Source organism: Sanguibacter sp. HDW7, assembly GCF_011300875.1.
GTDB lineage: Bacteria > Actinomycetota > Actinomycetes > Actinomycetales > Cellulomonadaceae > Flavimobilis.
Map to the genome: position 1 here is coordinate 1,628,440 of NZ_CP049862.1, position 13,906 is coordinate 1,642,345.

13 protein-coding genes are annotated in these 13,906 nt (G+C 72.0%); 3 read left to right on the plus strand and 10 right to left on the minus strand.

Annotated elements, in window-relative coordinates; translation table 11 throughout:
* The first annotated feature begins 110 nt into the window (after positions 1-110).
* Positions 111-1,205: a ScyD/ScyE family protein gene (locus tag G7063_RS07580; RefSeq protein WP_166413855.1), complete on the plus strand. Its 1,095-nt coding sequence runs from the start codon at positions 111-113 to the stop codon at positions 1,203-1,205.
* Positions 1,206-1,293: 88 nt separating this feature from the next.
* Here G7063_RS07580 and G7063_RS07585 read toward each other — a convergent pair whose 3' ends face one another.
* The 4 genes from G7063_RS07585 to G7063_RS07600 all read right to left on the minus strand — a co-directional run bounded on the left by G7063_RS07585 (position 1,294) and on the right by G7063_RS07600 (position 3,848).
* A complete protein-coding gene (locus tag G7063_RS07585) occupies positions 1,294-1,509 on the minus strand; it encodes a DUF805 domain-containing protein (RefSeq protein ID WP_166413856.1) in 216 nt (71 codons plus the stop codon).
* Between the two features lie 73 nt (positions 1,510-1,582).
* On the minus strand, positions 1,583-2,203 hold the full coding sequence (locus tag G7063_RS07590) for an FMN reductase (RefSeq protein WP_166413857.1): 621 nt from the start codon (positions 2,201-2,203) through the stop codon (positions 1,583-1,585).
* On the minus strand, positions 2,200-2,703 hold the full coding sequence (locus G7063_RS07595) for a MarR family winged helix-turn-helix transcriptional regulator (protein ID WP_166413858.1): 504 nt from the start codon (positions 2,701-2,703) through the stop codon (positions 2,200-2,202). The genes G7063_RS07590 and G7063_RS07595 overlap by 4 nt, the downstream gene beginning before the upstream one ends.
* Complete coding sequence (locus G7063_RS07600; RefSeq protein ID WP_166415259.1) at positions 2,700-3,848, minus strand: LLM class flavin-dependent oxidoreductase; 1,149 nt, start codon at positions 3,846-3,848, stop codon at positions 2,700-2,702. The genes G7063_RS07595 and G7063_RS07600 overlap by 4 nt, the downstream gene beginning before the upstream one ends.
* A gap of 457 nt (positions 3,849-4,305) precedes the next feature.
* Here G7063_RS07600 and G7063_RS07605 point away from each other — a divergent pair, with 457 nt between their 5' ends.
* The gene (locus G7063_RS07605) at positions 4,306-6,435 is read left to right on the plus strand and encodes an HNH endonuclease signature motif containing protein (protein ID WP_166413859.1); all 2,130 of its coding nucleotides are present in this window, start codon (positions 4,306-4,308) and stop codon (positions 6,433-6,435) included.
* Positions 6,436-6,573: 138 nt separating this feature from the next.
* Here the strand turns inward: G7063_RS07605 and G7063_RS07610 are convergent, their stop codons facing one another.
* Entirely contained in the window at positions 6,574-9,042 is a 2,469-nt protein-coding gene (locus G7063_RS07610; RefSeq protein WP_240916233.1) for a glycogen/starch/alpha-glucan phosphorylase, read from the minus strand.
* A 296-nt stretch (positions 9,043-9,338) separates the two neighbouring features.
* Here G7063_RS07610 and G7063_RS07615 point away from each other — a divergent pair, with 296 nt between their 5' ends.
* Positions 9,339-9,719: a hypothetical protein gene (locus G7063_RS07615; protein WP_166413861.1), complete on the plus strand. Its 381-nt coding sequence runs from the start codon at positions 9,339-9,341 to the stop codon at positions 9,717-9,719.
* Here the strand turns inward: G7063_RS07615 and G7063_RS07620 are convergent.
* Genes G7063_RS07620 through G7063_RS07640 form a run of 5 tightly spaced genes read right to left on the minus strand, consistent with a single transcriptional unit; the run spans position 9,694 to position 13,895 of the window.
* On the minus strand, positions 9,694-10,275 hold the full coding sequence (locus tag G7063_RS07620) for a hypothetical protein (protein WP_166413862.1): 582 nt from the start codon (positions 10,273-10,275) through the stop codon (positions 9,694-9,696). The genes G7063_RS07615 and G7063_RS07620 overlap by 26 nt on opposite strands.
* Positions 10,272-11,573, minus strand: coding sequence for a DUF58 domain-containing protein (locus tag G7063_RS07625; RefSeq protein WP_166413863.1), 1,302 nt, complete (start codon positions 11,571-11,573; stop codon positions 10,272-10,274). The genes G7063_RS07620 and G7063_RS07625 overlap by 4 nt, the downstream gene beginning before the upstream one ends.
* 2 nt (positions 11,574-11,575) lie before the next feature.
* Positions 11,576-12,571 (minus strand): MoxR family ATPase, encoded by a 996-nt coding sequence (locus G7063_RS07630; RefSeq protein WP_166413864.1) that lies wholly within the window; start codon positions 12,569-12,571, stop codon positions 11,576-11,578.
* Positions 12,568-13,158 (minus strand): hypothetical protein, encoded by a 591-nt coding sequence (locus G7063_RS07635; RefSeq protein ID WP_166413865.1) that lies wholly within the window; start codon positions 13,156-13,158, stop codon positions 12,568-12,570. Before G7063_RS07635 ends, G7063_RS07630 begins: the two co-directional genes overlap by 4 nt.
* Complete coding sequence (locus tag G7063_RS07640; protein ID WP_166413866.1) at positions 13,155-13,895, minus strand: DUF4129 domain-containing protein; 741 nt, start codon at positions 13,893-13,895, stop codon at positions 13,155-13,157. Before G7063_RS07640 ends, G7063_RS07635 begins: the two co-directional genes overlap by 4 nt.
* Between the last annotated feature and the right edge of the window lie 11 nt (positions 13,896-13,906).

The following is a 13,906-nucleotide window of genomic DNA, read 5'->3' on the forward strand; positions in this document are numbered from 1 at the left end:
CACCCTGCCGCACGGGTCCTTCGCCTTGACCCCACGAGTGCGGTGCGGTCGGAGGATGGTTTCAGGGCCGGGCCCAGACCGGGTCCGGCACCGACCGGACAGGACACGACATGGCACGCAGGAGCAGAAGAGCACTGGCGATCGCCGCAGCCTCGGCGCTCGCCCTCGGCGCGGGAACGCTGTCGGCCGCCGCGGGCGGCCGCGGTCACGGTCACGGCACGCACGACCCGTCGCCGCCGGCGACGGTGGCGACGGGGCTCGTCGCCGCGCTGACGTTCGACGTCACGGGCAAGGGCGTCGTCGTCGGGCAGCCGAGCGGCGCGATCGACCTTATCCGTCGCGACGGGATGACGAGGCAGCTCGTCGCACCGGGCGGGGTCCAGGCCGAGGCGGTCTCCGTCCACGGCAGCACGATCTTGTGGGCGACGACACCCCGGGACGCGACGACGTTCGAGCCGTCCGCCTCGACGTTGTGGCGCACGGACCGCAAGGGCCGCACGACGAAGGTGGCCGACGTCCTCGCGTTCGAGAAGAAGCACAACCCTGACGCGAAGAACACGTACGGCTTCATCGGGCTCGACGCGGGCTGCGCCGCCAGCCTCCCGCCCGAGCTCCAGAAGCACGGCGGGATCATCGACGTTCACCCGTACCAGTCGGTCACGCACGCGGGCAGGCTCTTCGTCGCCGACGCGGGCGCGAACGCGATCTTCTCGGTCGATCACCGTGGCAAGATCCGCACGGTCGCGGTGCTCCCGCCCGTGAAGGTCAAGGTGACCGCAGAGATGGCCGCAGGTCTCGGCATGCCGGACTGCGTCGTCGGCGCGAAGTTCGCGCTCGACCCGGTGCCGACGGACGTCGAGGTCGGCCCGCGCGGCATGCTCTACGTCTCGACGCTCCCGGGCGGCCCGGAGGACGGTTCGCTCGGCGCGCTCGGCGGCGTGTGGAAGGTCGACCCCCGCACGGGGAAGGTCTCGCAGGTCGCGTCCGGCTTCCTCGGCGCGACGAACCTCGCCGTCGCCCGCGGCGGCGATGTCTACGTCACCGAGATGTTCGGCGGCAAGGTGACGAAGCTCCCCAGGTGGGGCAAGCGCACGACCGTGCTCGAGACCGCGATGCCTGTCGCGGCAGAGATGCGTGGGCAGTCGCTCTACGTGCTCTCCGACCCGTTCGCGACAGGACTCCTGCAGCGGCTGCGAGTGAGGTGATGCAGCGCGTCACCGCGTGAGCGCAGCTCGCGGACGACGACGGCGGCGGTCCCGGGTTCCCGGGGCCGCCGCCGTCCTCTTCTGTTCGTCAGTCCCTGCGGACGCCGAGCGCGAGGCCCACGGCGAGGCACGAGCCGAGCAGCCCGCCCGAGAAGAGCAGCGCGCTGTGCTGAGCGATGGCCTCGCCCATGGCCCAGAAGCCCAGCACGAAGATCGCCATGACGACGACGAAGATGAGGGCGTTCACGGCGACCGGACGGTCGTCCATGTGCGCCTCGGTGGGCTCGGTGTTGAACGTGTCCATCGCTCCTCCAACGGCTCTGGGTGGCGCGTGCGCGCCCTGGTCCGAGACTACCCGGGTTCGGTGCGCGGGACGCTCAGCGTCCGAGCTGCTCGGCGAAGGGGACGACGTCGGCGAAGATGTCGTCGTCCTGGGCCCCCGCGTACGCCGCGACCTTGGCGCCGAGCTCGCGCCCCGCCTTGTCGATCCGGGCCTGGAGCTTGCCGGCGGTGTCGTACGCCGAGCCGGTCGCGCCCCAGTCGTCGGTCGCCGCGAAGACGGCGGTGCCGACGACGTCGGCGTGCAGGTAGGAGAACAGCGGACGCAGCGCGTGCTCGAGGGCGAGCGAGTGCCGCGGCGTGCCTGCGGTCGCACCGAGGAGCACGGGCACGTCGGTGAGCGCCTTGGGGTCGACGACGTCGAAGAACGACTTGAAGAGCCCCGAGTACGACCCGGAGAAGATCGGCGAGACGAGCACGAGGCCGTCGGCCGTGCGGACGCGCTCGAGGACGTCCCCGAGGCGCGGCGACGGGAAGCCCGTGAGCATCATGTCGGTGATGTCGTGCGCCAGGTCGCGCAGCTCGACCGTCTCGGTCTCGACCTGCTGGCCGCGGGCGACGAGCTCGTCGGCGGCCGCGGTGACGAGCCGGTCGGCGAGCAGCCGGGTGGACGAGGGCTGGGAGAGGCCGCCGCTCACGGCGACGAGTCGGCGGGTCATGAGAGGTCCTCCTGCGAGGTGCTGGTGGCGGGGGTGCTGGCGGGGGCGGGGTCGACGTGCGCGCGCAGGACGCCGCAGAGACGCTCGAGCTCGGCGAGCTCGGAGGTGTCGAGCGAACCTGTGATCGCGCGGTCGATCGAGGCGACGTGGCGACGTCCGACGCGCTTCTGGGTCGCGCGTCCTTCCTCGGTGAGCACGACGCGCGTGCCGCGGAGGTCGTCGATGACGGCGTGCCGCTCGACGAGACCGCGGGCGACGAGCCGGTCGACGAGGCGCGACAAGGACGGCTGCGAGAGGAGCACCTCACGGTTGAGCTCCTTGAGCCGGAGGCCGTCGGCGCTGCAGCGCGAGAGCGTGAAGAGCACGTCGTACTCCTTCATGCTCACCTCGTCCCAGACGTCGTCGGCCTCGAGGCGGCGGACGACGGCGACCTGGGCGCGGAAGAGTGCCTCCCACGCCTCGGCCGTCGACGTCGCCCGCCGTCGCGTCGTCGTCGTCATCGTGCGTCCGTGGTCGGCGAGGCGCCCGTGACGTCGTCGGCGTCCGCGTAGACGGTCGAGTCGTGGCCGCCGCCGGCGGCGGCGACACGGCTCGCGTGCGTCGGGGCGTCCGGCACGTCGGCCGGACGGCCGGCGGCGAGCTCCTTGCGGAGGACGGGCACGACCTCTTCGCCGAGCAGGTCGAGCTGCTCGAGGACGGTCTTGAGCGGGAGTCCTGCGTGGTCGATGAGGAAGAGCTGGCGCTGGTAGTCGCCGACGTGGTCGCGCATCGCGGCGTAGCGGTCGATGACCTCCTGCGGCGAGCCGATCGTCAGTGGCGTCTGCTCCGAGAAGTCCTCCATCGAGGGGCCGTGGCCGTAGACGGGGGCGTTGTCGAAGTAGGGCCGGAACTCACGCTTGGCGTCCTGGGAGCTCTTGCGCATGAAGACCTGGCCGCCGAGGCCGACGATCGCCTGGTGCGCCTTGCCGTGGCCGTAGTGCTCGAAGCGGCGGCGGTAGAGCGCGACCATCTGCTTGGTGTGGCTCATGGGCCAGAAGATGTTGTTGTGGAAGAAGCCGTCGCCGTAGTAGGCGGCCTGCTCGGCGATCTCGGGAGTGCGGATCGAGCCGTGCCAGACGAACGGCGCGACACCGTCGAGCGGGCGGGGGACGGACGTGAAGCCCTGGAGCGGGGTGCGGAAGCGTCCCTTCCAGTCGACGACGTCGTTGGTCCACAGCTCGCGGAGCAGCGCGTAGTTCTCGACGGCGAGCTCGACGCCCTGGCGGATGTCCTTGCCGAACCAGGGGTAGACGGGGCCCGTGTTCCCGCGGCCCATCATGAGGTCCATACGGCCGTCGGAGAGGTGCTGGAGGAGCGCGTAGTCCTCGGCGAGGCGGACGGGGTCGTTCGTCGTGATGAGGGTCGTCGACGTCGACAGGAGGATGCGCTCGGTCTGCGCCGCGACGTGGGCGAGGAGGACGGTGGGGTTGGCGGGCGCGGCGAACGGCGGGTTGTGGTGCTCGCCGGTTGCGAAGACGTCGAGGCCGACCTCTTCTGCCTTCTTGGCGATCGCGACCGTCGCCTTGATGCGCTCGTGCTCGGTGGGGGTGCGGCCGGTCGTGGGGTCGGTCGTCACGTCGCCGACGGTGAAGATCCCGAACTGCATCATGGTGTCCTCCTGGGTGCGGCCTGTCGGGCCGGTCGAAAGTTCATGCATCTGCATCTACTTTAGCCTTCAACTATGACGGGTGTCGATGTGTTCCCGCGGGGGAGTGGTGTACGTCACCTGGGGCGGGGCGGGGCCTCGGCTTCTGCGGTTCAGGTCCGGCCGTTGGGGTGGGTGGCGCTTGGCGGCGACGCGCAAGCCGGCGCGGCGCAGGGTGGCGCCACGCAAGACTGCGCCCCGCAAGTTGGTGGCGCACGCCTCGTTGGGGGTATCGCTGCCGAACGTCCACAGGTTGCCCGCCCGCCGAGCGATTCGAATGTCCGTTCGATAGAATGAGAACATGAGCCGCAAACCTCGCTCCCGCCGCCCGCGCCCGTCGCGGTCCGCGGCGCGCCCTGAGCGGGCAGGTTCGGCGCGGTCCGCGGTGCGGCCGGAACCGGCAGGGACGGCATGGCCTGTGGTGCGCCCTGGGTCTGCAGGTTCGGCGCGGCCACACGAGGCTCTCGGATCTCGTGAACGCTGGATCGCCGAGCACGACCGCCTGCTCGAGGCAAAGGCGGCCGCGCTCGCGACGCTCGGCCAGGCCGAGATGATGGAGCGGACTGCCGCGGCCCTCCGGACGCACGCCCTGGCGATCCTCGACAGGCTCGCTGTCGACGAGGTCGAGCACACCGCGGAGCTCACGGGGGCCGCTGCGAGCACCCGTGAGCACGAGCTCGCGCGGCGTTCGCTCGTCGCCGAGGTCGCCACGATGACGACTCAGCCCGAGGCGAGGGTGAGCGGACACTGGTCCCGTGCGGTGACCTGCATGCGGGAGCAGCCGCAGACGGCCGACGCTCTGCTCGCCGCCGAGATCGGGGCCGAGCACGCGAAGGTCCTCGTCGACGAGCTCGAGTGCGTGAGCGCGCGGGTGCGCGAGCACCTGCTGCCGGGGGCGATCGAGAAGGCGCAGACGTGCACGCCTGCGGCGTTGCGACGTTGGATCGTGCGCGCTCGGGAGAGCGTCGACCCGGAGAGCATCGAGCGGCGCCATCGGAGGGCCCGTGCAGGGCGCAACGTCCAGCTCTCGCTCGGCCGCGAAGGGATGGCGACCCTTTCCGCGCATCTGCCCGAGGTCACTGCCGCCGCGATCTACAACCGCTGCACCGACGCGGCCCTCGCGACCCGTGGTGGCGACGACCCCCGGACGCTCAGCCAGCTGCGTGCTGATGCGTTCGCCGCGTACTGCCTCTCCGAGTCGCCCGTGCTCGACGACCTCGTGGTTCGCACGGATGCGCAGCAGGGGACGCTCAGTCTTGGTCCCGATCATCGCCGTGACCTCGACCGTGACTCCGGCAGCGAACCCGACCTCGACCGTGACTCCGGCAGCAAACCCGGCAGCGAACCCGACACCGGCCGCGACTGCAACCGCGACCCCGACAGCAACCCCGTCGGCAACCGCGACCCCGATCGTGGCCGCGACCGCAGCCGCGGGGCGGCCACTCCTCCACCTGACGGGGAGCGTGGGGGTCCACCGCAGTATGCGCTCACCGGACCTTTGACGGTGGGTCGAACGCCGTCGGGCGCCTCCTTCGACGACCGGCGCCTCGACGCTGCGGCGTCGGAGTCGCTCGCCGAGGATGATGCGCTCGTCGCGTCGAGCGCGTGCGACGTCGACATCTGGGGGATCCGTCCCACTGTGATGATCGCGGTCCCGATCGAGGCCGTGCTGCCGGACGAGCTCCGGGAGTCTCGAGTCGGGACGGTCGCCGGCGAACACGTTCCACTAGGCCGCTCGGCGCGGGAGGACGCGGCCAACGCGAGTGCGGCGCGTGAGCGGGGCGAGCGTGAGACCCGGGCGCACGAGCATGGGGCGCAGGTCGTCGGCGGTGGGATGCTCGATGCCGCGACGGCGCGGGAGCTCGTCGCTGCGGCTCCGTCGCTGCGCAGGCTTCTCACGGACAGGGACACGGGCGTCGTGCTCGACGTGTCACGCACGACGTATGCGGTCCCCGCCGACCTCACGGCGTTCCTCCGCCTGCGCGACGAGACCTGTCGGTTCCCCGGCTGTCGTCGGCGTGCCGAACGCTGCGACATCGACCACGTCGAGGCCTGGGCCGAGGGCGGGACGACGCGCGCCCCGAACCTCGCGCATCTCTGCCGTCACCACCATCGGCTCAAGCACGCGACAGGGTGGAAGGTCGAGGTTGTCGAGCCGAAGGCTCGTGACGCGCGCGCAGCCACCGGCGGCGAGCAAGTTCTTCGATGGCGATCGCCAGGAGGGCACCTCACGACGACGTTGGCGGCGCTCGCGGTCCCCGTGATGAGGCCGCTCGCGTCAGAAGGGCAGAGCGGCGCTGGCCCGAGCGGTCCAGACCCGAGCGGTCCGGACTCGAGCAGGTTGGGCTCGAGCGGGTTGGGCTCGAGCGGGTTGGGCTCGAGCGAGTCAGGCCCGAGCGGTCCAGACCCGAGCGGTCCGGACTCGAGCAGGTTGGGTTCGAGCGAGTCAGGCCCGAGCGGTCCGGACCCGAGCGAGTCAGGCCCAGATGCTCCGGATCTCGAGATGCCCGAACTGGACCGCCTCGGGCCTGACATCCCACCGTTCTAGGCCGAGACACCGACGTGTCGCGGACGCGAACGAGCCCTGCCCTCCCGAGGGAGAGCAGGGCTCGTCGGTCTGCGCAGACCGAGGTGTCCGCCGCGTCGCGACGCAGCCGTGGTGCGGCGGCCGTCGCGACGAGTCCGATCAGGCGATCGGCGCCGCCGGCGCGTGCCAGATGCGGTCGAGGTAGTCCTGGATCGACCGGTCGGACGTGAAGAACCCGGTGCGGGCGACGTTGAGGATCGCGGAGCGGGTCCAGGCGTCCTGGTCGGCGTAGGCAACCTCGACGCGGTCCTGGGTGTCGACGTAGGACCGGTAGTCGGCCAGGACCATGAAGCGGTCCTTGTAGAGCAGGTCGGAGATGACGAACTCGAACGCGGTCCGGTCGCCGCCGGAGAACAGGCCCGACGAGATGAGGTCGATCGCGCCGCGGAGGCCGGCATCGACCTCGTAGTACGACGTGGGGTTGTAGCCCCGGTCCTCGAGCGCCTGCACGGCGGGCTCGTCCATGCCGAAGAGGAAGAAGTTCTCGTCGCCGACGAGCTGGCGGATCTCGACGTTGGCGCCGTCGTCCGTCCCGATCGTCAGGGCGCCGTTGAGCGCGAACTTCATGTTGCCCGTGCCCGACGCCTCCTTGCCCGCGAGCGAGATCTGCTCGGAGAGGTCGGCGGCGGGGATGAGGCGCTCGGCGAGGGTGACGTTGTAGTTCGCGGGGAACGCGATGCGCAGGCGACCTTCGAGCTCGGGTGCGGTGTTGACGACCGCGGCCACCCGGTTGATGAGGTGGATGATCTCCTTGGCCATCTTGTAGCCGGGTGCCGCCTTGGCACCGAAGACGACGACGCGCGGCTGCAGGTCGGACGCCTTGACCTCGCCCTTGAGGACGCGGTCGTAGAGCGTGACGACGTGAAGGAGCTTGAGCATCTGACGCTTGTACTCGTGGAGGCGCTTGACCATGACGTCGTAGAGGGCCTCGGCCGGGACCTCGATGCCGTCGCGCTGCGCGAGGAGCGCGGAGAAGTGCTCCTTGTTCGCCTGCTTGATCGCTCGGAACTCGGCGCGGAACGACGCGTCGTCGGCGAACGGCTCGAGCTTGGTGAGCTGCGCGAGGTCGTTCGTCCAGCCGGTGCCGATCGCCTCGTCGAGGAGGCCGGAGAGGCCGGGGTTCGACAGGCGCATGAAGCGACGCGGCGTGACGCCGTTGGTGACGTTCGTGAACTTCTCGGGCCACAGGGCTGAGAAGTCGTCGAGCACCTTGTCCGCGAGGAGCTGCGAGTGCAGCGCGGCGACGCCGTTGACCTTGGTCGAGCCGACGGTCGCGAGGAACGCCATGCGGACGGCGCGCTCGGGGCGCTCCTGGATGATCGACATGCGGCGCACGCGGAGCTCGTCGCCCGGGTACGCCTGGCGCACGAGGCTGAGGAACTCCTCGTTGATCCGGTAGATGATCTCGAGGTGGCGCGGCAGGAGGCGGCCGAGGAGGTCGACGGACCAGACCTCGAGGGCCTCGGGGAGGAGCGTGTGGCACGTGTAGTTGAAGGTGCGACGCGTGATGTCCCACGCGGCGTCCCAGCTGAGGCCGCGCTCGTCGACGAGGATGCGCATGAGCTCGGGCACTGCGATGACGGGGTGGGTGTCGTTGAGCTGGAAGACGACGCGCTCGGGGAGCGTCGCGAGGTCGTCGTCGCGCAGGACGGAGTCGAGGTAGTCGCGGAGCGACGCGGCGACGAAGAAGTACTGCTGCTTGAGGCGCAGCTCCTTGCCCTGGGGCGTCGAGTCCTCGGGGTAGAGGACCTTCGAGATGTTCTCGGCGACGGTCTGGCGGCGGACGGCCGACTCGTAGTCGCCCGAGTTGAAGATCTGCAGGTCGAAGGCGTCGGTTGCCTTCGCGGACCACAGGCGCAGCGTGTTGACGTTGCGAGTCTCGTAGCCGGGGACCATGTAGTTGTAGGGGACCGCGAGGACCTGCTCGGACGGGACCCAGCGGGTGCTGGTGACGCCGGCAGCGTCGGTGTGCTGCTCGGTGTGGCCGCCGAAGCTCACGGTGACGGCGTTCTCGGGCTGCGCGAGCTCCCAGGGGGTGCCCTTGGCGAGCCAGCGGTCGGGCTGCTCGACCTGGCGGCCGTCGACGAACGTCTGGCGGAAGATGCCGTACTCGTAGCGGATGCCGTAGCCGATCGCGGGGATGGACTTCGCGGCGAGGGAGTCGATGAAGCATGCGGCGAGGCGGCCGAGGCCGCCGTTGCCGAGGCCGGGCTCGGTCTCGTAGGCCGTGAGCTCGTCGAGGTCGAGCTCGAGCTCGGCGAGCGCGGTGCGCGCCACGTCGGTGAGGGCGGTGGACAGGAGTGCGTTCTCAAGCTGCGGTCCCATGAGGAACTCGGCCGACAGGTAGGCGACAGTCTTCGCCCGTGCCGCGCGGTGCGCGGCCTGCGTGGCGATCCAGCCGTCGACCATGGCCGAGCGGACGGTCCGCGCGAGCGCCTGGTACAGGTCCTCCGTGCGGGCGTCGACGAGGTCGACCCCCTGCTCGTAACGGAGCTGACGGCAGAACTCGCTCTTGAACGACTCCACGGTCGTGGGGGAGGAGATGAACCTCTCGGTGTTCTCAGTCACGGGTTGCACGCTACCTGTCGGGCGCTTCACTTGCCATGACCTTGGGCCCGTGCTTTGCAAGATGTCGCCCGGTGGGATCGCGACCATCCGGGCACCTCCGGTCCGTCCGACGTGCCAGAAGTCGCAGAATTTCAACGTTCTTGCGGGCTGGCGACACAACGCACCCGCTCGCTACGACCCTGCAACGCGTTCGCGATGTTGCTGAAACGTTGCAGAGTCATGGGATGACACAGTCCCACCCTTCCGCGTGGTTCACCCCGAATCTACGATGGCGTCACGACCCCGATGACGTGGTCGTGCCACGCGACAAGGAGGTGCGGCTCATGCTCACCGCGGTGGTGTCGTGCACGGCCCTCGCGATCGGGGTCGCGTTCGTGGTGTGCGCTGCCCGGGGCCGTGCAGCACAGAGACCGCCCGACCCGTTCCGAGCGCTCGACGTCCAGCTCCGCCTCGCCCGGATCGCCGCCGAGGTCCGTCGGATCGACGTGGACCGGACCATGTTGGCGCGCGCCCACCACCTGCGCGTCGCGCTCGAGGCCTACGACGCGCTCCTCTCGGAGGCCTGCACGCTTGCGGACGGCGCACCCCGGGAGGTCGCGCCGCTCGGCACGACCACGCCCGACGCCGTCCGCCTCGACCGCGAGCTGCTGCTCAGCGCGCGCGGCTGGAGCTGGTGAGCCGCACCGTCACGACACCCAGACCCACGACCCCGACGACGGCGAGCAGGCCGAGCCCAGTCGGCAGGTCGATGTCGACGAACGAGACGAGCGCGATCGAGGGCACGACGACGCCAGCGACCAGGACGGTCGAGCGCAGCGCACGGCCCAGGAGGCGGACGTCGACGCCGACGCCGCGCAGGTCGGAGCGCGAGGCAGCATCCGCGAGGAGCGAGAGGTGCACCGCGAACGGGAGCAGCAGCGCGATGACGGCGGACCGCAGACCCGCGTCGGCGGCCGCGAGCGACAGCCCGACGAAGGCAGCGGCGACCACGGCGGCCCACGAGCCGCCGGGGGCCAGCGACGCGGCCAGCAGGGGGACCACGATGAACCACGCGAGCGGCGAGGGCGAGAGCAGCATGAACGCCCCTGCGAGCGCGACGGCCGACGTGAGCCGCAGCGAGAGCAGAGGAACGGTCCGCACCCCTTCGAGCGAGACGCGCGGCGGACGCGACGGGGCCGGGGTGCCGCGCACGACCCGGAGCACGCGCGTGAACCAGGTGCGAGGGGTGTTCATCGTCGACCTCCCGGGCGGACACGAGCCATCATGCGGAGATGCTGCTCGGGCGACGGCCCGGGCACGGCGCGCTCGGGCGCCGACCAGTCGACGACGGTGATGCCTGCCGCGGCGAGCCGTTCGAGCCGCAATGCCCGCTCGAGCCGCAGGACGCGCCACGCGAGCCCCGTCGCGCCGTCGGGCAGGACGCCGCCGACGGCCGGCAGCATGTCGAAGGCCCACACCTCGTGCCCGCGGGCGACCCACACGAGCGCGGCCTCGGCCGCGTCGTCGTCGAGGAACGTCGAGAGCAGGGCGACGGTCGCGCCGGCCTGCAGCGCGGGGGCGCGGGTCCGGCCGACGCTCCCGTCGTCGGGACGAGCGAGCGCGAGGGCGTGCATGATCCGGCGCAGGTGGCGTTCGCCCGCACCCGGACGGAGCTGGGCGCGGCTGCGGCCGAGGTCGACGAGCCCCACACGGTCCCCGCGGCGCAGGAAGGTCGTCGAGAGAGACGCGGCCGCGGAGCGCGCGAGGTCGAGCGAGCCCGGCCGGTCCGGACGGGGCTCGCCGAAGCCGGTCCATGTCGCGATGTCCTGCGCCATGTCGTCACGCGAGTCGAGGACGACGACGACGTGCGCCTCGGACGTCGCGTGCGTGCGCCGGACGTAGATCTCGTCGAGCTCGGGCGAGCGACGCGCGGTCGCACGCCAGTCGATGCCGCGCATGCGGTCGCCGGGCGCGAAGGGGTGGACGTCGCGCAGGTCGCCTCCCGCGCCGGGACGCCGCGAGCCGTGCGGGCCAGAGAGCCCACGCAGACGCTGCGGCACGGGGACCTCGCCGAGACGGCGGGCCACGGGCAGGACGATCGCGTCGCCCGAGCGGCTCTCGGGCAGGAGGGCGACCGTGTCGAGCGCCTCGCTCCACACGATGCCGTTCGCGGAGTACCCCGGGACGCGACCCGTGCGCGCGAGCGGCAGGGACGCCGTCAGCTCGCGAACGCCGTCGACGGCGACGAGCGCCCCGACGGGGTCGGCTCCGGGGCTCGCGACGCGGACGAGGACCGCCGCGGGCGCTGCCGACGTGAGGACGACGGGTGCGACGAGCCGACGGTCGCCCGCGTCGTCGCGCGTCGTCGGCTCGTCGACGTCGAGCGTGACCGTCGGCAGTCCGCGCCGTGCAAGGACGAGCGTCCCGAGGAGGGCGGCGCCGACGAGCACGACGTCGGCGCGGCTGAGCAGCACCCCGGCGATGCACACCACGATGCCCGGCGCCAGGAGCAGGGCGGCCCCCGACGCGCGACGCGCCTCACCGACGGCCATGCTCAGGCCCGGACGTCGTGACCGGCCGACGACGGCGTCGGCACGGACGCGAGCGCCTGCTCCACGACAGCCGCAGGCGACAGGTCCGTCGCCCACGCCTGCGGCGTGAGCGTGAGACGGTGCGCGAGCGCGGGGACCGCGACGGCCTTGACGTCGTCGGGCGTCACCCACGTGCGGCCGTCGAGCACGGCGAGTCCACGGGCGACGAGCACGAGCGCCTGCGTGCCACGCGGGCTCGCACCGATCTCGACGCCGGGGTGCTGCCGCGTCGCCGCGACGAGCGCGACCGCGTACGCGACGACGTCGGGAGCGACGTCGACGGCCTCCGTGCCGGCCTGCATCGCGAGGAGGGTCGCCGGGTCGACGACCGCCGCGACCGAGACCTCCTCGCGACGGCGCTCGAGACGACGACGGATGATCTCGGCCTCGCCCGCAGCGTCCGGATGGCCGACGGCGAGCCGCAGCATGAAGCGGTCGAGCTGCGCCTCGGGCAGCGGGTACGTGCCCTCGTACTCGACAGGGTTTGACGTCGCGACGACGTGGAACGGGCGCGCGAGCGGGTAGGACACGCCCTCGACGGTCACCTGGCGCTCGGCCATGGCCTCGAGCAGCGCCGACTGCGTCTTGGGGGACGTGCGGTTGATCTCGTCGGCGAGGAACAGGCCCGTGAAGACGGGACCGGGCCGGAACTCGAACTCGCGCGTCGCGGGGTCGTAGACGTTGGAGCCCGTGATGTCGGCGGGCAGGAGGTCCGGGGTGCACTGCAGGCGCCGGAAGTCGAGCCCGAGCGCGGACGCGAGGGAGCGCGACGCGAGCGTCTTGCCGAGACCCGGGACGTCCTCGAAGAGCACGTGGCCGCCCGCGAGGACGGTGGCGAGAGCGAGGCGAAGCGCCGCGCCCATGCCGACGATCGCACCGCCGACGGCGTCGAGGACGTCGGCGCCGAGCCGGGCGACCTCGGTGACGGGCAGCGGGGTCGGCGTGCTGGGCTGGGTCATCGGGGTGCTCCCTCGGGTGGGGTGGGGCGGACATGGGTGCGGGACGAGACTGTCGCCGTGGCGAGGGACGACGGGGACGCCATGCGCTTCCCCGTGGGGTCCAGCGCCTCGAGCGCGCTGAGACAGCGGCCGAGGTCACGCGGACGGGTCTCGGTCGAGGGCGCCGCATCGAGGAGGGTCGCAGCGCCGGCGCCGAGGAGAGCGCGGGCGCGGGCGACGTCGTTTGGGGCGACGACGAGCGGGAAGCCGCCCTCGGCGGCGACCCCGTGGTGGGCGAGGAGGCGAGCCGCGAGGTCACCCACGCGACGCATGGTCCGCGGCGGGACGAGCCCCGACCGCGAACGCATCCCCCAGGCGAGCGCCGAGAGCTCGTCGCGACGCCCCGCGCCCTGGGAGAGGCGTTCGGCGGCGAGGAGCGGGTCCTCCTGCTCGGCGACGACGGCGTGCGAGACGAAGGCATAGAGGAGGGGGAGGAGGGCGAGCGCGATCGCGTGCGTCCACTGGAGGACGAGCAGCCCGACGACGAGGACGACGGCAGAGCCGATGCCCCACAGGACGAGCCGGGGCCGGGACGGGATCCAGCTCATGCGTCGGCTCCGTGCTCGGCGTCGCGCAAGGATCGGAGGATCTTCTCGAGGGCCGCGCGTGCCGTCGCGATGTCCGCTGCGACGACGTCGCCGCTGCCGTAGCGCACGGCCTCGTACGTCCGCAGGAGGGTGGTCGTCGCCGCGCGCGGCGCGTGCGTCGTGTGGAGGACGTCGCGCGTGAGCTCGGCCTGCGTCTGCGCCGCGTCGCGCACGACGCCCTCGCGGGCGACGGCCTCCTCGAGCACGAGCCATGCCCGGACGACCGCGTCCGCGGGGTCGGGCGTGCCGTCGAGCCGGGCGAGGGCCTCGGCGACCGCGTCGGCGACGACCTCGCGCGACGGCATGAGCTGGCCGGGCATGGTGTCGATCGTCACGGGGGCCTCGGGCACGACCTCGGGCCGCCGCGACCACCACGTCCGGATCGCGCGCGCCGCGACGGCGAGGACGAGCGCGAGCACGACGAGCCCGAGGGCGATGATGATCCACAGCACGACGTCTCCCGCGCCCTGCTGCGCATCGGGCGGTTCCGTGGCGGGCGGCGTCGGCGGCTCCGACGCGTCGGACGTCGGCAGCGTGATCGAGAGGTCAGGGTTCCAGCGAAGCTCCCACGGAGCCCAGGCGAGCGCGGCGACGACGAGGCACGCGAGGGAGCCGATCGCGAGGACGGTCGTCGTGCGTGCACGCCGGGACGCGCGGTCCGGGGTCGGCTGCGCTGTCGGTGCGTCGTCGCTGATCATCGGGCTCAGCG

Coding starts and splice junctions, on each gene's coding strand:
- G7063_RS07580 (WP_166413855.1), top strand. CDS start 111: ATGGCACGCAGGAGCAGAAGAGCACTGGCGATCGCCGCAGCCTCGGCG.
- G7063_RS07585 (WP_166413856.1), bottom strand. CDS start 1,509: ATGGACACGTTCAACACCGAGCCCACCGAGGCGCACATGGACGACCGT.
- G7063_RS07590 (WP_166413857.1), bottom strand. CDS start 2,203: ATGACCCGCCGACTCGTCGCCGTGAGCGGCGGCCTCTCCCAGCCCTCG.
- G7063_RS07595 (WP_166413858.1), bottom strand. CDS start 2,703: ATGACGACGACGACGCGACGGCGGGCGACGTCGACGGCCGAGGCGTGG.
- G7063_RS07600 (WP_166415259.1), bottom strand. CDS start 3,848: ATGCAGTTCGGGATCTTCACCGTCGGCGACGTGACGACCGACCCCACG.
- G7063_RS07620 (WP_166413862.1), bottom strand. CDS start 10,275: ATGAACACCCCTCGCACCTGGTTCACGCGCGTGCTCCGGGTCGTGCGC.
- G7063_RS07625 (WP_166413863.1), bottom strand. CDS start 11,573: ATGGCCGTCGGTGAGGCGCGTCGCGCGTCGGGGGCCGCCCTGCTCCTG.
- G7063_RS07630 (WP_166413864.1), bottom strand. CDS start 12,571: ATGACCCAGCCCAGCACGCCGACCCCGCTGCCCGTCACCGAGGTCGCC.
- G7063_RS07635 (WP_166413865.1), bottom strand. CDS start 13,158: ATGAGCTGGATCCCGTCCCGGCCCCGGCTCGTCCTGTGGGGCATCGGC.
- G7063_RS07640 (WP_166413866.1), bottom strand. CDS start 13,895: ATGATCAGCGACGACGCACCGACAGCGCAGCCGACCCCGGACCGCGCG.